8 protein-coding genes are annotated in these 23,012 nt (G+C 57.4%); 4 read left to right on the top strand and 4 right to left on the bottom strand.

Going from position 1 to position 23,012, the window contains the following annotated elements; translation table 11 throughout:
* Nucleotides 1-129: 129 nt before the first annotated feature.
* The 4 genes from JMJ04_RS22565 to JMJ04_RS22550 all read right to left on the bottom strand — a co-directional run bounded on the left by JMJ04_RS22565 (nt 130) and on the right by JMJ04_RS22550 (nt 3,767).
* The gene (locus JMJ04_RS22565) at nt 130-363 is read right to left on the bottom strand and encodes a hypothetical protein (protein WP_236038303.1); all 234 of its coding nucleotides are present in this window, start codon (nt 361-363) and stop codon (nt 130-132) included.
* Between the two features lie 264 nt (nt 364-627).
* Entirely contained in the window at nt 628-1,710 is a 1,083-nt protein-coding gene (locus JMJ04_RS22560; RefSeq protein ID WP_201372723.1) for a tartrate dehydrogenase, read from the bottom strand.
* A gap of 495 nt (nt 1,711-2,205) precedes the next feature.
* The gene (locus JMJ04_RS22555) at nt 2,206-3,174 is read right to left on the bottom strand and encodes a GNAT family N-acetyltransferase (RefSeq protein ID WP_201372722.1); all 969 of its coding nucleotides are present in this window, start codon (nt 3,172-3,174) and stop codon (nt 2,206-2,208) included.
* Nucleotides 3,175-3,353: 179 nt separating this feature from the next.
* Complete coding sequence (locus JMJ04_RS22550) at nt 3,354-3,767, bottom strand: nucleotide triphosphate diphosphatase NUDT15 (RefSeq protein WP_201372721.1); 414 nt, start codon at nt 3,765-3,767, stop codon at nt 3,354-3,356.
* 412 nt (nt 3,768-4,179) lie between these two features.
* Between JMJ04_RS22550 and JMJ04_RS22545 the strand changes: the two genes are divergently transcribed.
* The 4 genes from JMJ04_RS22545 to JMJ04_RS22530 all read left to right on the top strand — a co-directional run bounded on the left by JMJ04_RS22545 (nt 4,180) and on the right by JMJ04_RS22530 (nt 22,955).
* A complete protein-coding gene (locus JMJ04_RS22545; RefSeq protein WP_201372720.1) occupies nt 4,180-12,132 on the top strand; it encodes a SpvB/TcaC N-terminal domain-containing protein in 7,953 nt (2,650 codons plus the stop codon).
* An 87-nt stretch (nt 12,133-12,219) separates the two neighbouring features.
* Nucleotides 12,220-12,408, top strand: coding sequence for a hypothetical protein (locus tag JMJ04_RS22540; RefSeq protein WP_201372719.1), 189 nt, complete (start codon nt 12,220-12,222; stop codon nt 12,406-12,408).
* Between the two features lie 123 nt (nt 12,409-12,531).
* Entirely contained in the window at nt 12,532-13,839 is a 1,308-nt protein-coding gene (locus JMJ04_RS22535) for a hypothetical protein (RefSeq protein WP_201372718.1), read from the top strand.
* Entirely contained in the window at nt 13,836-22,955 is a 9,120-nt protein-coding gene (locus tag JMJ04_RS22530; protein ID WP_201372717.1) for a Tc toxin subunit A-related protein, read from the top strand. The genes JMJ04_RS22535 and JMJ04_RS22530 overlap by 4 nt, the downstream gene beginning before the upstream one ends.
* Nucleotides 22,956-23,012: the final 57 nt, after the last annotated feature.

Raw genomic sequence — 23,012 nt, 5'->3', positions numbered from 1 at the left:
AACAGGAGCAATCCAGTTCGCGACATTATTGTTCTGGTCCATCACCGAGTCCCGCCGGCGGATGCCCCTGGGTTTACCCATGGGGAGGAAGCAGGCGCTCCTTTCAGGGCGGAAGGGAAGGGGGGCTCCTCAGTCCGTCAGACATGCAGGATCGTGGCCACCATGGCGTAATCGTAGCCGTTGGTCCGTTGGAGCACCCGACAAAAACGCGCGGGTATCCTCCTTCCCCCGACCCATACGAAACTGCCGGTTGGCTCGCACCGCGATGCGCCCGGTATGGGTGCCATGCGCCGCAAACCCCCCGGGAACCACCGCCCGCACCCGGTCCCCCGTTTTGATCAAGAGGACCTGCTTCTGACGCATGAGATAGCCCACCGGGAACCCGACTCGTCGACATTGGTGTGGCTGTAGCGACCCCGACCCGTGGCTTTGATGGCCAGGGGCTGGTGCGCACCAACCTCGACTCCCGCCAGCTCCCCCCACGCACGTGGAACGAACACCTGGAACCCCGCTGCTTTCGCGCGGGGAGCTCTCAGATGGCTGAGGATTCTCTGACTGCAGTTGCAGGAATTGCCTTCGCATCCGCAGCGGGTATCTTATCCGAAGAGTGGTCATGCCATTGGCATACTAGACAGCCATGCTCCGCATCTGTTCACGAATGGCGTCGCCCAACTGGTGAGTGGTGGTTGTCCCACCCAGATCGGGGGTGCGCGCCTGACCTCGTGCCAGAACCTCTTCGATAGCTCCCATAAGGAGCGTGGCAGCCTCGTGCTCACCCAGAAAATCTAGCAAGAGTTGTCCCGACCAGAGAGAGGCAATCGGATTGGCAATCCCTTTGCCTGCGATGTCGGGTGCAGAACCATGAATCGCCTGGAAAAGACTGGGAAAGCGCCGTTCTGGGTTCAGATTGGCACTGGGAGCCAGTCCCATACTGCCAGAAATCGCTGCACCCAGATCGGTCAGGATGTCCCCAAAGAGATTCGAAGCAACAACCACATCCAGACTCTCTGGAGAGGAGACGAAACGGGCACCCAGTGAGTCAATCAGTTGCTGTTCGTGTGTAATATCTGGGTACTCTGCGGCCACCTGCCGAAAAACGTCATCCCAGAAGACCATATTGTATTGCATACTGTTGGATTTAGTGGCACTGGTGACCTTTTTACGGCCAGACTGGCGGGCATACTCAAACGCGTAGCGCATGATGCGCTCCGTGCCCTTGCGCGTAAAGATCGTCGATTGGATCGCTACTTCGTTCTCTGTCCCTTGATGGATGCGTCCTCCGGCACCGGCATATTCTCCCTCGGTATTCTCTCGAATGCACACGATATCAATATCCTTGGGATGCTTCTCGGCCAGGGGGCTGCGGACACCCGGCAACAGGCGCACAGGTCGAAGATTGATATACTGGTCGAACGTCTGGCGCAGAGGCAAGAGCAGGCCCCACAACGTAACGTGGTCTGGCACGCGTGGATCACCCACCGGACCCAGGAGAATGCCGTCAAAGCCTCCTTGCGCCAGCGTGGCGAGTCCATCTGTTGGCATCAGCACTCCTTCCCGTAGGTAATAGTCCGTTCCCCAGTCGAAGTGCTGGAGGTCAAACTGAAAGCCACCATGCATCTCGGCAAGGCTTGTCAGAGTCAGGATACTCTCTGGAATAACCTCTGGTCCGATTCCGTCGCCTGGTATGACCGCGAGTCGATACGTTCCCATCGAATACATCGGCTTTGTGGAGATCCCTGGTTTCTCCCATGGGGAGGAGCACAAAGCCGCTCCTTTCCGTTTGTGTTGTGTTGAAGAAGGAGAGATGTGTCTATGTTGTGAACAGGCTCACCTCAAGGCACTCCTCTAATATAAGAGAAACGGTTTGTGGTGCGAGGTTACCTGCACGAAGTAGACTGTTCACCACTGTGAACAGCATATGATACATTTGTGCTCTTTGGCTACCTACTACAACCTCATTACGCAACTTGTGGGCAGAGCCAGGTTTCAGGTCATTTACCAGCTGGCTAGAATGTGTTCGAGGAATGTTGTATCCGCTCGATTTAGGTTTTTTTCATGCTTTGCCTCTCTCTACAGCTAGAAAAAGGTTTGAAGACAAAATACAAAAATTTTGTATTCTGATGATGAAGTAAAATGATGTGCGCAATTGCCTTTAGCTGAGTTCCCGCCAAAGTGGATTGATTGATACCTAGCGCCTGTGTTCCATTACTTCGCAAGTGGTGGTATCCCTATGAGCAACTCTTTTTGCAGGAAAAGATATTCGCGTGTTTTACGCATGCCGGCACGTTGATAGAGCCTAGTCGCGCCGGTGAGATTTTGAGTATCAACGGAAAGACTGACTCGACGCAAACCACGACGGTAGAACGCGCCAAAGGCGTGTTGCAGAAGTGCCAGGCCAACACCTCTGCCTCGCCATTCACGGGCAACGGCCAGGGTATTGATCCAACCTACTGGACCTGTACTACATAGCGCACCACCAATCGGTTGATCGCCCACCCAGGCAATATGGTAGAGTGAAGGATCAAAACCCACCTGTTCAATGGCCCAATGCCGCCACTCAGCGAAATCTTCGGGTGAATGTCCCCAATGATCTCGAAAGGCCCTCTCGATCATCTCGAAGACCGCGTGGTCATCTCTCTCAGGGACAAAGGGTCGTAGCACTACACCTTCGGGCCACGTTGGCGAAGCTGGTCGTCCATTGAGCTCAATCTCCATACGCCAGTTTCGTCGCACTTCTTGAAAGCCTGCCATCTCATAGCACTGGAGACTCTCCTGGTCAAGCGAGGAGACCCAACTGTCCAACGTCACCTGTACGCCTGGCTGAGCTTGTGCCATCAGCGTTCGTGCCTTGCTCACTGCCAGGCGCAACAGATAGTGGTTCACATGTGAGCCTGGCTCAGGTGGAAACACGCAGATGGTCACGCTAAAGGTTGTATACATACTCTGTTCCAGGAGCATTGAGCCAACGAGTCGTCCCGCTTGATCAAAGACCAGGCAGGTCTGTTCTGCCAGATCAAGCGTCGGTGAGGAATATGGTACCTGTACCGATGCCAGGAATTTGTCGGTATAGCCATAGAGTGCACGCTCATGAGACTGGAACAGGCCATAGATCGCTGGCACATCATCTAGCGTTGCCGGACGTAGGGTGAAGCCCTCTGGTAAGGCATTGCTCATGGGCTCTGATGCTCCTTTTCTTTGTTAAGAACGTGAATTTCCCCCCCATCTCAATCAGCACTCGTATTGTGATCTGACCCGTAAATTCGCCGAAAGGGGGGTGCGTCAATAGAATAATTTGGCGAGATCGTGGGACAAAACATCTCATCTCATGGTCTTTGAGAAACCAAATCATGCGCTCAGTTTTCGTTGCCGAGAATATATCCCTGGGTAAGTAGATGTTCTAAAGGGAGAAAACGTGGAGTTGGTAAATCAGTCCAGGAGAACCATCCAACGGCTGACATCTCACGAGCAGAATTGATCTGTGCTTCTCCAGAGAGATACGTTCCCTCCATCCAAATGGTGACGTAATGCTTTCCTTCCTCCTCAAAAATATCATTGGTGATCGTGCAAAAGGTGAGGTTGGTAATCTGTACCCCAACCTCTTCCTCTGCTTCACGAATGGCACACTCCTCTGGCGATTCCCCATACTCTAAATGGCCTCCAGGCATAGACCAGGTTCCATCTCCATGAGCGTTTTGGCGCTTCATGAGAAGGACGTGATCGCCGTTTCTGATAATCACGCCAACGCCTACTAAGGGCCGTTCTGACATACGTTTTTCCTCCACTATCTGTTTTTGAATATGTTTGCCCCCGTTAACCGCCTGTGCAGGCTCTACGGGCTAAGCATACTTAATTCTTGTGCTAAGAACAAGGTGCTGAGCCGTACGGGGCTATTTTATCGCCACTTTGACGCAATTGCTCGCCTCAAAACGGCATTGGCAGTTACAGAAGTTTTAACGGATAGTTGGATATGTTCACAGAATCAGTAACGAGTTTCTACTAATTGCAGCGTTAATTGTATGAGATTTAGTGTGAAAGTGGAGAGCCAACCAAAACGTTGTTCAAGAGGATGCTCTCTGAAAGGCCCCAACAGAAGGTTTAGTCGGGAAAACTCATCAAGGTAAATTTTTAAGTTGACAATACCTATACCTTTATTATCTTTGATAAAAGAGGAGCCTTAAAATGTATCAAGAGGCATCACTTCCTGAAGGCGGACGACAGGGTGCTGCAAAAGATACCAGCACAAACGAGGATAAAACGTTATTTACGCCACCCTCGATCTCGCTGCCCAAAGGCGGTGGTGCAATCCGAGGAATTGGCGAGAAATTCGGAGCCAATCCCGTCACTGGCACTGGCTCTATGACTGTGCCCATTGCCACCAGCCCAGGCCGCTCTGGCTTTGGTCCACAACTTTCGCTCTCGTATGACTCTGGTGCCGGTAACAGCCCCTTCGGCCTCGGCTGGAATCTTTCCTTGCCTGCGATCACGCGCAAAACGGATAAAGGGTTGCCGCGCTATCAGGATGCCCAGGACACGGAATCGGATGTATTCACCCTCTCGGGTGCTGAAGATCTGGTACCCGTGCTCAAACAAGATGCATCGGACACATGGAGGTACGAGGAACTGCCTCCGCGAACCGTCAACGGCACCACCTATCGTATTCGTCGCTATCGCCCGCGCGTCGAAGGGTTGTTCGCCCGCATTGAGCGATGGACAAACGCGGATAAGCCAGACGATAGCTTTTGGCGTTCCATCTCGAAAGACAACATCACCACCTGGTACGGTAGAAGCGACAATTCGCGCATCGCCGACCCCACGCATCCTGAACGCATTTTCGGCTGGCTGATCAGCGAAACCTACGACGACAAGGGCAACATCATAGCGTATCACTATAAACCAGAAGACGCCGAACACGTTGATCTTGCGCAAGCCCACGAGTACAATCGTGGAGACACGCTCGACCCACGACGCACTGCCAACCGCTATCTCAAGCGCATTTTCTATGGCAATTACACACCCTATCTACCCGAACTTGAGGCCGGCCAGCCGTGGCCGGAGCCACCGGGAGAGGGCAACTGGTACTTCGAAGTCGTGTTCGACTATGGCGAGCACGACCAGGCCCATCCCACACCACAAGAGGACGGCATATGGACGGTCCGCCAGGACCCCTTCTCATCTTACCGCTCGACGTTTGAAGTGCGTACCCATCGCCTGTGCCAGCGCGCGCTGATGTTCCATCACATCCCTGAAGCTTCAGACAGCCAGGAGGGGTACGACGGTCTCGTACGCTCGACCGACTTTACCTACGAGTACGAGCAGGACGCGGCAAACGTCCGCGCGCCTCTTTTCTCCAAGCTCATCGGGGTGATGCCGCGCAGCTATCAACGGCAGGCAGGTGGAGACGATCTCTCTGCGTCGCTCCCCCCGCTCGAGTTCACCTACAGCGACGCCACCATCCAGGCGGAACTGCGCGAACTGCGCGAACTGCGCGGTGAGAGCCTGGCAGATCTGCCGATCGGCATTGACGGTGCACAGTATCAATGGGTTGACCTTGATGGCGAGGGGCTCTCGGGCGTGCTGACCGAACAGGCTGGAGCGTGGTTCTACAAACGCAACCTCAGCCCGACCAACATGGTTGGGAATGATGGTGACGTGCACATCGAGGCGAAGTTCGCCACGGTAGAGGTCGTCTTGTCAAAGCCTGCGATGGCGCTGTCCGGTCATGCGCAGTTCCTCGATCTGGCGGGCGACGGCCGCCTGGACGTGGTGCAATTTGCAGGCCCGACGCCGGGGTTTTACGATCGGACCATGGGCGAGCAGTGGGACCCATTTGTCTCGTTCGCCTCCCTACCCAATGTGGACTGGAGCGATCCCAATCTCAGGTTCATCGACCTCGACGGGGATGGTCACGCCGATATCCTGATCAGCGAGCACGACGCGTTTGTGTGGTATCGCTCATTGGGCGAAGACGGCTTTGGAGCCGCGCAACGCGTGAGCAAACTCTGGGATGAAGAACAAGGCCCAGCCATCGTCTTTGCTGATGGGGAACAGTCCATCTCGCTTGCGGACATGTCGGGCGATGGCTTGAATGATATCGTGCGCACTCGCAACGGCGAGGTATGCTATTGGCCCAATCTCGGCTATGGCCGCTTTGGCGCGAAAGTCACAATGGACAATGCGCCGCTGTTTGACGCTGTCGATCAATTCGATCACCGCCGCCTCCGCCTGGCCGATATCGACGGCACCGGCACAACCGACCTGCTGTATCTGCACCGTGAGGGCGTGCGTGTGTATTTCAATCAATCGGGCAATAGCTGGAGCGCAGCGACTACGATCACGCACTTCCCCGCACTCGATAACGTCGCCGACGTGCAGACGCTGGATCTGTTCGGTAATGGCACCGCCTGCCTGGTCTGGTCATCGCCGCTTCCCAATGAGGCGCGCCGCCCGCTGCGCTACCTTGACCTGATGGGCGGGCAAAAGCCTCACCTGCTCGTCAAGACGGTCAACAATCTGGGTGCGGAGACGACAGTTGCGTATGCGCCTTCGACCAAATTCTACCTGCAAGACAAGGCGGCAGGCAACCCCTGGGTCACCAGGTTGCCCTTCCCCGTGCATTGTGTGGAGAAGGTGACGGTGCGCGACACATGGCGCAATACCACCTTCTCCACTACCTACAGCTATCACCACGGCTACTTTGATGGGCCAGAGCGTGAGTTTCGCGGTTTTGGCCGCGTGGAACAGGTCGATGTCGAAGACTACGGCACCTTTGCAGCGGGCAATACTGGCAGTCCCTACATTACCGACGACCACACGCTCTATCAGCCGCCGATCAAAACCGTGACCTGGTATCACACCGGCGTGTTTCTCGACCGCGAACGCATCCTGAATCACTTTCAGGATGAGTATTTCCCGAACTGGTTTGAGGATGAGCAACCTGGTCAGCAGGTGCTGGGTACGTTCCAGGAGCGTACCTTGCCCGAACCCGACCTCGATGTCCTCGACCTCAGCGCCGAAGAGTGGCGCGAAGCGCTGCGCGCGTGCAAAGGCATGATGTTGCGACAAGAGGTCTATGAACTGGATGTGGATGCGCTGGCTACTGGCAGACACACGCCGGTCAAACTGTTCTCGGCTGCCTACCACACCTGCCACATTCACCGCCTGCAAGCGAAAGCGGCCAACCAGCACGCGGTCTTTCATGTCACCGAAAGCGAAGCGATCACGTATCACTATGAACTCGACCTGCGCCCCCAACAACTGACCCCCGATCCGCGCATCGCCCACACGCTCAACATGCGCATCGACGAGTACGGCAACATTCAGCAATCCGTCGCCGTGGTTTACCCCCGTCTGGGCACGTATGTCGATGCCGCCTTGAGGGACGGTGCGCAGGAGCTGATCCAGCAGGTGCAGTCCGAGTTGCACCTGGCCTCTACCGAGACACGCTACACCAACGACGTGCTCGAGCCGGACGCCTACCGCCTGCGTCTGCCCTGCGAAGTGCTGACCTATGAGTTGACCGGCATCGTGCCCACGAGTCGCTACTTCACGCTGGACGACGTGCGCGCCTACAAACTGAGTGATACCTATCAGACCGGTGGAATAGCCGTTGAGGAGATCGCCTATCATGTGCTGCCCAACCGCACCTCGCCGCAAAAGCGCATCGTCGAGCACGCTCGCTCACTGTTCTTCGATACGACCCTGGATAAGCCACTGGTGCTGGGGCAGCTCAATGCGCTGGGGTTGCCCTACGAGAGCTACAAGCTGGCACTGACCGATGACATGCTTGGACTGATCTTCAAAGACAAGATCCAGCCGGGCGTTCAAACGGCCCTCTCGGACAAGCACATTAGCGGGTACCTGAGCGGCAGTGAGTTGACCGAACGTTTTGGCGGCGAGGCTGTGCCGGGACAATATTGGATGTGTTCGGGTGTGGCTGGCTTTAACGCTGATGCTGCCCAACACTTCTATCTGCCCGAGCGGTACACTGACCCATTTGGGAACCCGACCGCGCTCACCTACGATCTATGCAATCTCTACATCCAATCCAGCACCGATGCACTGGGCAACCGCACCGAGGTGACCGGGTTCGACTTTCGCGTGCTGGCCCCATGCCAGATGAAAGATGCAAACGACAATCTTTCAGAAGTGCGCTTCGATATCCTGGGGATGCCCGCCGCGATGGCGGTGATGGGCAAAGGGAATGAAGGCGATAGCCTGAACGCTTTTGATGACGCGCTGCTGAACCCAGATCTGGCTACCATGCAGGAGTTCTTTGCCACCAAAGACTACGACGTTACCGATGCCAAAAACCTGTTGCGCGGGGCCAGCGTGCGGCATGTGTATTCATTCGGCGAAATCATCACAGACGGCAAGACGCTCTGGGGACAGCACCCCTCTTGCGCCTGTAGCATCGTGCGAGAGCGACATGTAGCCGACGAGCCTGATAGCGCGGTGCAGAGTGCCTTTGCGTATTCGGATGGCACGGGCAACGTGCTGGTGAAGAAGGTGCAAGCTGAGCCAGAGCAGCCTGGTGGGCCTCTGCGTTGGGTCGCCAGCGGCAAGACCATCCTTAACAACAAGGGAAAACCTGTCAAACAGTATGAGCTGTATTTCAGCCCGCCCGAGGTGGGGCATCGCTTCGAGGAACCGGCCGAAGTGGGGGTGACACCCGTACTGTATTACGACGCGGTCGGGCGGGTGATCCGCACCGAGTCGCCGGATGGCTCCTACAGCCGCGTCGAGTTCTCGCCCTGGTACGTGACCCACTATGACGCCAACGACACGGTGAGCGAAACGGGCAATGCCTGGTTTGCCCGTAAGAGCGCGCCGACAGCCTCGGCAGAAGAGCAACGCGCGGCACGCCTGGCCGCTGAACATGCAGACACGCCATCTGTGACCGTGCTCGATAGCCTCGGGCGCGAGGTCGTCGCTATCGCTCATAACCGCGTGGGGTCAGCCAATGTGCTGGTCGACGAGAAATACGTCACGTTTAGCAAGCTCGATACCGAGGGCAAACCCCTGTGGGTGCAAGATCCACGCGGCAACTGTGTGATGCAATACGTTCTCCCGCCGCTGCCCGACGGCGTTCACCCATTCAATGACGCAAGCAACTTGAGCGCGCAAGGTTTCGCGCCCTGTTACGACATTGCTGGCAACTTGCTCTTTCAGCACAGCATGGATGCCGGTGACCGCTGGATGCTGAATGATGCTGCGGGCAAGCCGATGTTCGCCTGGAACAGCCGTGGCTTCATCACACGCATGGAATATGATGTGTTGCATCGGCCCACTGGCTCGTTCGTCACAGCGACGGGCGACTCAACGCTCTCCGGTGCGCCGCGCAACCCTGCTCTGTCGCCAGATCCAGAAGTTCAAGTTGAGAGGCTCATCTACGGCGAAGGGCAGGTCAATGATAAGCAACGTAACTTACGCGGCAAGCTGTATGAGCATTCTGACACAGCGGGCGTGGTTACAAGCGATGCGTACGACTTCAAAGGTAATCCACTGCACACGACACGTCAACTGACCGTGGATTACAAGGCCATACCCGATTGGTCGCAGCATCCCGCGCTGGAAGCCGAGATATTCACCGCCAGCACACGGTACGATGCATTGAACCGACCAGTCCAGATCATCGCGCTCCACAGCCTGGCAACCAACCCGCAACGCATCAACATTACCCAGCCTGTCTATAACGAAGCAGGGCTGCTGGAGCGCGTGGACGTGTGGCTCGACCAATCAGCAGAGCCAATCACCTTGCTCAATCCAACGACTGCGAACCTGCATGCCATCACCAATATCGACTACAATGCGAAGGGCCAGCGCCTCCTGTTGCAATATGGCAATGGCTCAGAGACGAGATACGATTACGAGCATGACACGTTCCGACTCAAGCAATTGAAAACCACGCGTACCAGCGACAGCGCAGTGTTGCAAGACCTGAACTACACCTATGATCCAATGGGCAACATCACCCAGATTGTTGACAATGCCAATGATCACGTATACCACAGCAACGCCTGTGTCTTGCCGGGCGCGGAGTATCGCTACGACGCACTGTATCGCCTGATGGCCGCCAGTGGGCGTGAGCACAGAGGCAACGGCCAGCAGTATGATTGGGATGACAGTTCCCACGTTGTACCAACGCTGCCCAATGATTGCCAGGCATTGCAGAATTACGTTGAGACGTATCGCTACGACCCGGTCGGCAACATCATGCAGATGGTGCATCACGTCGGGCGCAACCTTGAGCAACCAGGTCAGGTGATGTGGAATCGGCGTTACCAGTATGCGCTAGACAGCAACCGCTTGCTTGCCGCCAGCCTACCCGGCGACCCTGCCAACCTAGCCGACCACGTCGCAATGCCTGGCTACAGTGCCAACTACACCTACGATCTGCACGGCAACATCATGGCCATGTCCCACCTACCACAGATGGGTTGGGACTACCGCGACCAGCTCCAGGCTACTGCGCAACAGAAGATCAACAATAGTGGCACTGTAGAGACGACCTATTATTGCTACGATACCAATGGGCAGCGCGTGCGCAAAGTAAGCGAACGCCAGGCCAGTGCCGGGCAGACGCCCACGCGTATGAAAGAACGCCTCTACCTTGGTGGTTTCGAGATCTACCGTGAGTATCAGAGCGACGGTGACACACGAGCACTCGAGCGTGAGATACTGCATATTATGGACGACAAGCAGCGCATCGCCCTGGTGGAGACGCGCACCATCGACCTTGCTAGCAATGACCCAGCGCCACAACAACTCATCCGTTACCAGTACGGCAACCATCTGGGCTCGGTGTCTCTGGAATTGGATGATGCCGGACAGATCATCTCTTATGAGGAATATACCCCCTACGGCAGCACCGCATATCAAGCAGGGCGCAACGCGGCGGAGGTCAGCTTGAAGCGGTATCGATACACTGGCATGGAACGGGATGAAGAGAGTGGACTGAATTACCACAGCGCAAGGTATTACGCGCCATGGTTGGGGAGGTGGGTAAGTGCGGACCCATCTGGACTGAAAGGTGGCATCAATCTATACGGCTATGCTAATAGTAATCTAACAAGGTATACCGATAAAAGCGGCGCAGAACCTGATGAATTCTTGCCAGGACTCATCACTGATTATCCGTATCTCGGCCAGGCCTGGCAAGATGCGGCCAAAACCGTCCTGGAAAATAAGTACGGTCAGGGAGGCTTTAAGGCAAATATGCAAGCGTTCCATGCCGCACTAGATGCCTTGCCTGTAGGGCCAAGAAGGACCGAGCTCGCTCGAGATGTATTCAATTCGGTGAGGTCAGGTTTTTACCGACGAGTTGGAAGGCTTTATGAACAGGGCATCAAAGCCTTCGGAGGCATCGATCTGCCCCAGGATATGATCGAAAAAATGATCGAGAACGGCACTGGCCTCACCGGAGTGCAGATCGACCATGCGATCGAGGAACTGGCCCTGCGACCACATAGCGCACTCGATCCAATGAATCTCGGCATCCGCAAGGGGCACGCGGGTGTACCGGGAGGGTCACACTTTAAGGCCACGGAGGGCCGCAAAGCGATGCGGATTCTTGAACGTATCGCCGAAGTCGCGTTTATTTTGGATGCGAGTGTCGCGGCCGCACGAACAGTGGATCGCTTGGTTCATGGCGACTTCCGTGGAGCCGCGCGCGAAGTGGGTTCGTTCGCGTATGACCAGACTGTCGGGGTTGTGGTCGATGCTGCCGGCCTGGTGAAGGATGCGGCCAAATTCGTGTCGGATCCATTGGCAGGGATTAGGGAGAGCGTAGATACGCTCAAGAAAATGCAGGAGGAAGAGGATGCGACCATGGACCGAATCTTCGGCCACGATGAGCAGAAGGCTCCGTCTGCCCCTCCAGTCGTCGATCGGCCAGCGCCAAGAAAACCAGACCGAGGCAATGAGGCGCAGGGCTTGATGTTGTTTGCTGCTGCAGTAGGCCTCGCCGCATCACCGCAGGCGAATGCCCCCGCGCCGGTTGAAGCGTCAACCACGGAAACTCAGCCGTCGGGGGCGGACGGAAGCAACTTCACACCCGTTAATCCGTTTTGTTCTTTCTGGACTCCAACCGGAATCCCATTCAATGTTCCGGGACCGTGTTCTTATCCATTTTAGACCGGGATAAACGGTCTGAGCATCGCTCCCGTTATTTGCTAAGTGTTGAAACAAAAAGAACCGTTATCTCCCGGGAGGGCAGTTGAAATGAAACCAGTGATCTCACCACTCAAGGTTGGCGACCACGGCGCGGACGTGGCAAATTTGCAGGGGGCGCTCCTGCTGCTGAGCGGCAAGGATATCATCCAGTTTTCGGCTGCTGGTCTCAACCGGACACTGAAGGATCTGAGCCCGTTGGATGCTGTGCAGAACGGCCAGAAGCCAATGGTTGCGTAGGTACTTGGTCGAAGTGTTCCGGTCAATGAAAAAGCGAGCTGGGTGCTGGATCCTGACGCAGTTGCTGTCCTGAAAGGGCTTCAGACAGAATTCTTGCGTCCTGGTAGCTGAAAGGAGAAACAGATGTCAAATTTAATCGTCATCCGCATTGTTCCGCAGTCTCCGGTGAACGCGGCAACTTTTACCAACTACCTGAGCTATCAGGGCGGCTTGCAAATCACGGCTTACGACTTGTCGTTCAATAGTCCGACAAGCGGGCAAAGCGTGGGAACGGCAGCCTACGTCACGCCGATTGCAGGACCAGAGCCTCCAGACCCCGTTCCCTATAATCCAGGCGATGTACCCGCATCTCCCAATTATGGGAACGCCAGGATTGCGCAGCAGGTGGATCTGATCCCTGTCGGGCCTGATCCAAATAACCCTTTGCAAACGGATGACGCCTACTATCAGTATGAATCCGTGGCAACTGCAGTCATCGAAATACCGTCACCCGCAGTCGGTCAGACGACATTCGAGAATCTGAGGCTGGTTGCGACCTGGGGCAGTGGCGTGAACTCCGTGGCGATCCCTGTTAGTGGTGATTACTACAGCGTTGCGCTTACCCCTGGCCCGGCACCAGACCCCAGCCAATGGTCCTCACTCCAGCCCAGCCTCTACTTCTCGCTACCGGCACCACCGGTGACCGCCAGTACTGTTTCCTTCACTCTGCCGAGCGATGGCACACCTCCTCCGTTCGCGTCGTTGCTGAGCGCGGTACAGAGCACGTTGAATGTTGACCCGAGCGGACCTCAGCCGAACCTGGGGAAATTATCCGCCGCCCAGTGCCGCAATATTGCTTATGAAATTATATGGAGCCAGCAGAAGCCGCTTCCGACTCCGCCCGACCCGATCGAAAATCTTTATACCGACCCTCCTAACAACGGAGTTTTGCTGTCTGGAACCACCCCTAACCAGAATGAGGGAGACCGCCAGCAGTTCGAGGGGAATCTCCAGGGTTACTATGCCACGGCTAACGCACAAGCAGATCGATTAGCTGGTTTCGTCTACACGCTCTCGGCAGCCATCGCCTGTTCTGAGCTTAGTCTGCAGGCGACCAGCGTGCACTTCCAGTTTCCCATCATCGTCGATCCCGGCAAAGCCCCTCCGGCAGGAATCAGTGAAGCCACTGTTCTGTTGACAAATGGGAACGCTCCGATGAATCCCAGTTTTGCCGTTCCCGCCGAGTACTTCTACGCGCTTGGCCTCGGTTTGCCGTCCCAGGTCACACCCCAACAACAGTACCAGATGGCGTGCCTGGCAAGCGAGCAGCAGATTCTGCCCAAACTGCATCATGCCATCGATACAGGTATCATCAGCGCCCCTGTTCCCCCCCCAATCCCCAGGATCCCAATGCACCTACGATCACACCCGAACAGGCGGTGCGCCAGTTGAACGCGCTAGGCGTAGTCAGCAAAACAGACCCATCAAGTCCAATCAATGCCGACCTGCAAGCGCTAGTGGGAGCGTGGCTTGCCATTACCGGCGACGATACAACCATCGACCCCTTCTGGCAAACTGCTGTGACAACCTACAAACGTGGATACCTGGACCTGGTCCTGTGCGCAGTTACCGGCGGTTTCCAGCTGTTGATTGACGCTATCAAGCAAAGTCCGGCTGGCCCGAACTCACTTGGCGTCGACTCGGTCGGCGCGCTGGTCAATGTATCGGCTGATACCTGGGTAACCTTTTTCAACAACAATCCCAATCTCTTACCGCCTTTCATCGCTACGGGTTCTACCACAGACCGCGCAAAGGCTTTTGTCCGTCAGTTACAAAATTTCTTCACCGTCTCTTACGGGTCTGCAGGTCCACCTCCTCTTGCGCTGGGTAGTCCTCCAACGTTCTCCCTGCACAATGGAGATCCCATTCTCACCTTTATCAGCTTCTATGGCCCTCTTACATTTGGGCAGAGCTTCCCATCGCAGCCAGCATTTCAGAATGCGCTCGATGCCACCTTCCAGCATGATGAGGCGGCTAAAGCATGGATGACGCAGGTACTTGAAACGATCAATGCCCTCTCTATCCTGACGGCGAGTGGCATCCCAGAGGCCAGCCAGCCTGGTGCGCCCGACCTGCGCTTCTCCGTCATGGAGGCCCTTTACGCTCGTGGGTTCACCAGCGTGCAGAGCGTACAGGATCTGACACAGGCTGATTTCCAGGAAGCGCTGACGGGCACGGTAGCCTACGGCTACGCTCCCCAGATGTATCAAAATGCGCAGGCCGCAAAGCAGCCGGACGAGCAGGGAGGGCAAGGGTTCCAGCCGATCAACCCTGATGGCTGCCTGGTGAACTGCGTACCACCACTGTACCTTTCGCCGCTCGGCCCGGTGGCTTATCTGCACGACCTGCTGCGGGTCTCCACAGCCTCCACCTGTGAGAATCCATTGCCTGAAGATGTTGAGCAGACGTTGGAAGACATGATCGCACAGCGGCGCGGCAACCTGGGTTCGCTTCAGGTAACTGAGGCCAACCTTGAGACACCCTTGCCGCTCATCGACATCGTGAACGAGTGCCTTGAAGCCGTCGCCGCTCAGGTTCCGTTATCAAGTCCGCCTGCTGGCGTCGTCTACAACACTGCCTGCGATATGCTTGACGAGCATACACTCTGCGCGGATGAGGACGATACGCACGATAAACACAACTCACACAGGCACAATAAGCACGTCGAATCCTGCCACAACCCGGCAACGCTGTTTGAGACCGCGCCACAGTACTCCTCTCCAGCCACGCCGGTAGCCCAGCCGGGCGCGTATGACAGGCTGGAAAGCGACTTCTCATCGCCATTGCTGCCCTACTCGCAACCGCTGGACATCTCGCGCTCTTACCTGCGACAATTGGAGACGAGCCGCTACGCCGTGATGCGGAGATTCCGTAAAGACATCACCGAGTTTGTCCTCGATCCCGCCGGCGAGCCGGGCGATTTCCAGCGGCATCTCTGGCGCTACCCGGTCCGTATCGAGATTGCCAGAGAATACCTGGGCATCACTCCAGAAGAATATGACTTGCTCTTCACGCAGGACATCGTCACGGCTCCGGCAGGCAGCCGGCTCCTGCTCTGGCAGGTCTACGGCTTCGACTCGGAGACGGTATTAGTGGGAAATACCAACGTCCCCTGGACGCAAATTGTCGTCCAGGTGCCCGAATTCCTGAAGCGAACGGGCCTCTCGTATTGCGATTTCCTCGAACTGTGGAAGTCGAACTTCGTGCAATTCCGCTGCGCCGGCAAAGATGGCGCTTTCCCCGACTGTGAGCCGTGCTGCCTGGACAAGTGCGTGATTGAGTTTGAGAATCCCGAGGCAGCTAGCGAGGCGCTCAAGCATCTGGCCGTCTTTATCCGCCTCTGGCGCAAGCTCCAGCACGTAAAGAATGCGAGATATTCGTTCACCCAATTGTGCGACATGTGCAGCGTTCTGAAGCTGTTCGATGGCGACTCAATCAATCCCGACTTCATCCGCCAGCTCGCGGCATTCCAGATCCTGCGCGACCACCTTGGACTCAGGCTCGGAGACAACACCAACCACCAGGCCGCGACAGGACAGACCGGGGTGGAGCGAACGCACCTGCTGGCGCTGTGGGTTGGCGCGAGCGCCAGCAAGTGGGCGTGGGCCGTGCAGCATCTTCTTGATCGCGTCCAGCATTACGCACGCATGCGGCATCAGTGCGGCAGTCGCCCGCCCCACTTCATCAAGCTGCTGGCAGAGAATCTTGACCCGCTTTCCTTGCTGGCGGGCTTCGATCCCAGCCGGTCCGCCAATACCTGGCACGCGCTGCCCACCCACACCCTGCGCTTTGCCGAAGTCCTCTCAAAGATCTATGCGTCCGATTTTAGCGTCGGCGAGATTCTCTTCCTGTTTACGGCGGGCAATCACCTGGATGGCGATGATCCATTTCCCTTGCCGGACGATAACGAGGGGCTTGATTTCCCCCTCGCTTTTCCAGACGATGACGATGAGGAAGGTTTTTCGCTCTGGGCATTACGGCGCAAGCTGCTGAATGTTCGCATCTCGGAAGAAGAAGCAGAGAGATGGACATGGCGGCACATTGAGTCTTCCCTGCGCCATGAGTTCGGCTATGAGCAGATAGCCAGCGCGGACCCTCTGCTTTCAATCGGCGAGCACTTCTTCCCCGGTGTTCTCTCGGCCTGCGGCAACCACGTGGATACGAAGCCTCGACAGTACCGGGTTCCTCTTACTGCCGCCAGCACAAACCCCGCTATGTGGAACACGCCGGATAGCCCATTCCGCTACGATACGAGTACGCAAGAACTCTGGATTCGCTTGCCGCTGACGGACGAGGAGATGTTTGAGAAGCTGAGCCATATCCGGGAACTGAACCAGGAGGAACAGGACGCGGTACAGAACCTGTACTTTGCGCCTCGTGTTGACCTCGCCGCGTTCGCGTTCATCTTCTCCGACTTCGGCGCGGCGGTGGAGCACCTCATCCAGGAAGATGAGGAGGAGAAGCGCTGGGCCTACTTCCGGCGTGCATTCGCTCGCTGTCACGCTCGCAGCCGCGTCATCGCCGAACACCTGGCGCATCATGTGGCCGCCGCGACCGGCCAGGAGCAGCCCGATGGCGTCAAACTCGCCTGGCGTTTGCTGCAACACCTCTTTGCCGATGAGAATCGCGCAAAAAGCCCCTGGGAGACAGATGGTGGGCAGGTGCCAGCCGTCGCCTGGCAGCCGCAACCCAATGGCGGCGCCTTCGCGGCTCTGCTTGGGCTGACGGGCACCGGGCTGCTCGGTGAGTTTATACCCGAGGGCGGCAACCTTACCTGGCGCGAGGTGCGAGGGCCAGTGAGCGCCTTCGGACATGAAAAGAATCGCTGGAACATTCCCGTACCAACCGTCCTGCCATCGATGAACGTGAATCTCTCGCCTGCCCAGGCACGATTTGCTGGTGTCCGCAACGGTTTTGCCATGAAAGGGCGCAATGGAGAGCCGCTCGGTGGGCCGCAAGGCTTCGGCGTGCGCTGGCAGGGCATCCTGCTCATCGAACACAAAGGCATGTATGAATTTTACGCCGGCGCGCCGACCCCCGACGGGGAGAGGCCCAATTTTGAGGCAGCTGAACAGCGCAGGTGGCGCGTCACGCTCAAACAGGGGCAGAAAACCTGGTTCGTTCTGGGCCATCACTGGTCCAACACACAGGCACCGGCCGCACATGCCGAGCCACTCCTGCTCAAGCGCGGGGCCTATCGTATCACCGTCGAGCTCGCTCAACCGGAAGCGGCCTTCACCCACGAGGAGACCTGTCCTCAGCATACTGGCTTCCAGGTGAAATACCGCGGACCGGACAGTGAGAATCACCTCGTCGCCATTCCTCTTGAGCGGCTGTACCGTGATGAGCAAGATGAAACACTGGGGGCCGGAATTGAAAGGGGCGGTGCGGCCAGTGCGTTCCTGAATCTGCATTTTACCAGCACGCTACGCGACATGCGGCGGACGTATCAACGCGCCTTCAAGGCGCTGCTCTTCGCGCACCGCTTTAGCCTCTCTGCCAGACCCATCACCGAGTATGGGCAATCCGAGATCGGCTACATGCTGGCTCATCCCGACCTGTTCGAGGGAACATCGTACTATCGACAGGGGCAGAATTCCAGCTTCGGTACGCATCATGCCTACTTCGACTTCAATTTCCTGCCCCTGCTCGACAATTATCACGCGCCATCGTCAGCAGAGGACCAGCGCGTGAAACCCTCGGTCAAGCGGCAGCAGGCGCTCTTTGACTGGTGGGAGCGCATCTTCGACTATGTCCAGGTGCGCAAGGAAACGCAACGCGTGCGCGAGCATCCTCTCTGGCTGCTCTTCGACGAAGCGGCTGAGAAGCAGCCGGATAACCCGGCCCAGTTGCTCCGTCATGTGGGTGTCGAGCTTGACCACGCTAACCTGGCAACCCGCTACTATCAGGGCTACAACGTCAGCAGTGATGATCTAGAAGACGAGCGATGGGCTGTCCGCGCCTGGCGGGCCGAAAAGTGGCTTCGAAACCTGCTGTCCAACTTCGCGGCGAAGGATGTTCAGATGGCACGTCCCGACCTATGGGCCTCCGATGGCCCAAATGCCGTGCTGTCCGGAGAAACGCGGTCTGGAAACGATAACCTCACGCGCTTTGTGCGCGATGGCTCCATCGAAAATGGCAGACCGCGCCGCTACAAGGATGTCATGCGGCTCAATGATGAGCTGCGGGAACGCGCCCGGCGAGCGCTATTGGCCTACCTGTGTGGCATGAACCGCGTGCCGCTGCCCTGGGGCGGCCATGCGCAAGAGGCGGACGACCTGAGCGCGCTGCTGCTGCTGGATGTCGCAGCCGGTCTCTGCGAGCGGACAGCGCGCATCGAAGAGGCGATCAGCGCGGTGCAGACCTATATCCAGCGCTGCCGCCTCGGCCTCGAAGCCGGTTTTACCGTGTCACCGGAGTTCATCCAGCTCTGGGAGAGCTGCTTTGCCACGTTCCGCATATGGGAAGCCTGGAAGCGCCGCGAGCTCTATCGTGAGAACTGGATCGACTGGGATGAACTGGAGAAGGCGAAACGCACGGAAGCTTTTCGCTTCCTCGAAGCCGAACTCCAGCGCGCCATCCTGACCATGCCCAGGCCGGGCGGCATGGAATACTGGCCAGGGCAACTCACGCCGACGCACGCCGGGCTTGCGCTGCTCCAGAGACACGATCCCTCACACATACGAGAATTTGCCCAGCCACAGCAGCCGGAGGGGCTTGACCTGCTCGGTATGCCGGAGCGTGATGCACGCCTATCGTGGCTCTCGGCGGTGCCGCAAGAAACTCCTCAACAAGACAATGGGAATCCCGACGGACCGGTTATCCTGGCAGCGTCTACTCCACCACCACAACCTGGTGCCTCGCAGAAGCTGCCATTATGGTTAGAGGCAGCTATCAGGCTAAATGTACGTTTCCTGCGCGTGGCCGCCGCTGCTGAGCCGCCAGCTTCGACGGCGTTCACTCCTCATCACAGGGATGACGAGGCAGGATGCTGCTGCGAATGCGGCAAAGTACACCCCACCGTTGTCGATGAGTATTACTTCTGGCTGCTCGACTCGCGCTCCTACGCAGCGCAAACACAGGACGCTGCCTGGGACTGGCAAAACGCGGACGCTCTACCGCAGCTGCTCCATTGGGATGACCAGCCAATGGTTCACCTGGCGTGGTGCCGCGTTCACAATGGCGAGTTCCAGCAACCGCGCCGGTCTGATGAGGGCATACAGGTAGATGCTCAGTCCACGCCCCAGCTTGAATTACTGGGGAGGGCTGGCGACTCGCTCACCTTCAAAGTAGTTGGTGGACTCGCGCCTGAAGGCTACACTGATCCTGAACCACCCGGCTTCCGTTACGACCTGGCAACCGATACTGCTGTGACGCTGCCGCTGGTAGTCGTGCCACCGCCAGCATCTCATTCCTATCCGGGTGGACTGGCGGCTTATCCGTACTTTGCCTACTTCGAGCCGGGTGCGCCGGTCATGCCGCGCTCTCTCTTTGGCCCGTCCCTGGTTGTTGCCCGTACACTCTGCACGCACTGCCGCTTTGAGGAGGCGCTGAAATGGTATGCGCTGGCCTTCAATCCTCTCAGCGAAGACTGCTCATGGTGTCCCCAGGAGCAAACGGTCACGACAGGAGGTGTCGCAGGAAGCCCGGTTGGAGTCTCTATCGAGGAGCCGATAACACCTGTCACAGGAGCCGTTGTCGAAGCGAGGAACTTGTTGGCAGAAGGCTCAAGCAGAACCGGGGAATCCGCTCGCGCTCAGAAAAACAGGGAAAGTGTGCCAGCGCCAAAGCCCAGGAAGAAATCTCGTGCACGCGCAGCCAGTACAGACGGAAACTCTGCCGAGAGGCCGATGGACGGAGCGAGCGACAATGGTAGACAAACAGCTGGTGGTACTGGCAGTATCGAGGGCACTCCCGGACGATCGATCGTCAATCCAGAACCCGGACAAGGGGATGCGCATGGTACCAGAGGCATGCCCTGCTGTTCGAGCGTCGCGGTCTCAGACGAGGTGGCGCGTAACCGCTCCATCACCCTGCACTACCTGGAAACCTTGCTGCAATGGGGTGATGCCTTGGTGCGCCATAACTCGCCGGAGGCGTTTCAGCAGGCGCGGGTGATCTTTGACACCGCCGAGAGCATCCTGGGGAAACGTCCTCGCTCCGTCAGAGATATGCAGGCCAGCAATGGAAAGGAAGGGCAGGAGCCCCAGGTCGTTCTCACTTTCGTCCCGGCGTGCGCTCCTCTCAATCCCCGCCTCCTCGATCTCTATGAGCAGATAGACGACCGGCTTGCCCTGATTCATAGGTGCCTCGATGAGCGCAGGCTGCGCAATGGACGCCCCAGCCGCGATATGCCTTACTGGGGGAATGATCCACTGCGCAATGGTTGGCAGACAATGACCGAGAGCGAGATGTGCGCTCTCGGGGGCGAGCAATGCTGCCCCCACAGCCCCTATCGCTTCGCGTTCCTCATCCAGAAGGCACAGGAGATCGCCAACCAGGTGCGAGAGTTCGGGGCCGCCCTGCTTGCCGCGTTCGAGAAGGGCGATGCCGAGTACCTGACTTCGCTGCGCGCCCTCCACGAGCGTCAACTGCTGGACCTGACTCTGGAAGTTCGCCAGTACCAGTGGCGAGAGGCCGACTGGCAGGTGCAGGCGGTGCAGAAAACGTTGGAGGAAACGCAGGCGCGGCTGAACTACTACACTGGCCTCATCCAGAACAGGTTGATCAGCAACGAGGCACAATACAAAACCTTCACAGAGGTCTCTCTAGCCGCACGGGCGGCGGCTGGCACCTCTGAGATGATTGCTCAGAGCATGGGCGGCGCCCCAGATTGGTGGTTAGGCGCAGCTGGCTTCGGCGGCACTCCGCTAAATTACCATCAGATGCCCATCGGAAGCAAGCTGGCCGGAGTCTTAGCAACTGCTGCGAGAATATTGAACGTTGCGGCTGAGATCGCCAGCACAACAGCATCGCTTGACCTGACACAAGCAGGCTGGGACCGGCGCGAGCAGGAATGGCACTTCCAGGTCCAGGTTCTCACCATCGAGATCGAACAGGTAACGCGCCAGATCCTTGCCGCCGAGCGGCGGCGGGATGCCGCGCTGCGCGAACTCAATAACCATCGGCTGCAAATGGAGCACGCGGCGGAAGTGCTGGATTTCCTGCGCGATAAGTTCACGAACCACGCGCTCTACCTGTTCCTGCAACAGGATACCGCCATGCTGTATAGCCGCATGTACGATCTGGCGCTCTGTGCTGCCCAACAGGCCCAGCGAGCGTTCAACGACGAACGCGGTCATACTACGCGCCACTTTCTGCCCACCCAAATATGGGATAACTTGCACGAGGGGCTGCTCGCAGGCGAACGGCTGCAGCTCGCGCTGCGCCAGATGGAGAAGGCTTACCTCGATGAAAATCTTCGCGAGTACGAACTAGCCAAGCATTTCTCTCTGCGCCTGCATTTCCCACGTGAGTTCCTGCTCCTCAAGGAAACTGGCTGCTGTGAGATCGAAATCCCCGAATGGATGTTCGATCTCGACTATCCCGGCCATTACATGCGCCGCATCAGAAATGTATCGCTGACCATTCCTTGCGTCGTTGGCCCCTACACCGGCGTGCATTGCCGCCTGACCCTGCTGCGCAGCATGACGCGGGTGCATCCACGCCTACGCGATCCGCTCATCGAGTGCTGCGATAACGATGAGGAGGATAACGGCTACCGACCAGTGTACGATGACCCGCGCATTGTTACCCAGTATGCCGCCACAGAGGCTATCGCGACATCGGGAGGGCAGAACGACTCGGGCCTGTTCGAACTCAACTTCCGCGACGAGCGCTACTTGCCATTCGAGTTCATGGGCGCGGCCAGTCGCTGGCGCGTCGAGCTTCCGCAGGAGAACAACCAGTTCGATATCGACAGCGTGACCGACGTGATTCTGCATTTGAACTACACAGCGCGCGAGGGCGGGGAAGTCTTGCGCCGGGCTGCCAACGAGGTCGCCCAGCGGCATCTTCCCGGCGCGGGTGTGCGGTACTTCGACATCAGGCACGAGTTCCCGGATGCCTGGCACCGCTTCCAGGGCAGCTTTAATCGTGAAAAAGCGCCAAAGCATCTCGGTATCCGGCTCAGCCGCGACATGTTCCCCTTCATTCCTGGCCGCAAAGCGTTGTGGGTCAACCGGTTCGACATCTTCTTCGAAGCGCCAGAAGCGGAACCAGGTCGGCACAAAGTGGTGAAATTCCTCGTCGGTCAGAGGGCCGGGAAAATAGATGAAGATAGGGATGACTGCCAAGTGTATGAGATCACCTGTGTTGCGAGCGAAGAGTGGCCGGATTTTTACCATGGAGTTCTTGATATTCGATTGGGACCATTAGCTCAGAGGACGGATCATGATCTCGGCACGTTCAGATTCCCAACAGAAACGAGCATGGTCGCACGAGCTTTCCTGCTCTGTGGCTATGATGTCAAACGGAGGAGCTCCGATGAGGGGGGGCCCATAAGGTAGCGACAGTCCAGATAAACAGCGATGATCTTGTTGCTCCATGTGCTCTCCTTGCTGAGA

This window comes from Ktedonobacter robiniae, from assembly GCF_016587375.1.
Taxonomy (GTDB): domain Bacteria; phylum Chloroflexota; class Ktedonobacteria; order Ktedonobacterales; family Ktedonobacteraceae; genus Ktedonobacter; species Ktedonobacter robiniae.
The sequence above is the reverse complement of the archived record's forward strand: the minus strand, read 5'-3'. Positions and strand labels throughout refer to the sequence as shown.

What these genes read in the sequence shown, in the direction of transcription:
- JMJ04_RS22565 (WP_236038303.1), bottom strand. Translation starts at nt 363, where the DNA reads ATGCGTCAGAAGCAGGTCCTCTTGATCAAAACGGGGGACCGGGTGCGG.
- JMJ04_RS22545 (WP_201372720.1), top strand. Translation starts at nt 4,180, where the DNA reads ATGTATCAAGAGGCATCACTTCCTGAAGGCGGACGACAGGGTGCTGCA.
- JMJ04_RS22540 (WP_201372719.1), top strand. Translation starts at nt 12,220, where the DNA reads ATGAAACCAGTGATCTCACCACTCAAGGTTGGCGACCACGGCGCGGAC.
- JMJ04_RS22560 (WP_201372723.1), bottom strand. Translation starts at nt 1,710, where the DNA reads ATGGGAACGTATCGACTCGCGGTCATACCAGGCGACGGAATCGGACCA.
- JMJ04_RS22550 (WP_201372721.1), bottom strand. Translation starts at nt 3,767, where the DNA reads ATGTCAGAACGGCCCTTAGTAGGCGTTGGCGTGATTATCAGAAACGGC.
- JMJ04_RS22555 (WP_201372722.1), bottom strand. Translation starts at nt 3,174, where the DNA reads ATGAGCAATGCCTTACCAGAGGGCTTCACCCTACGTCCGGCAACGCTA.
- JMJ04_RS22535 (WP_201372718.1), top strand. Translation starts at nt 12,532, where the DNA reads ATGTCAAATTTAATCGTCATCCGCATTGTTCCGCAGTCTCCGGTGAAC.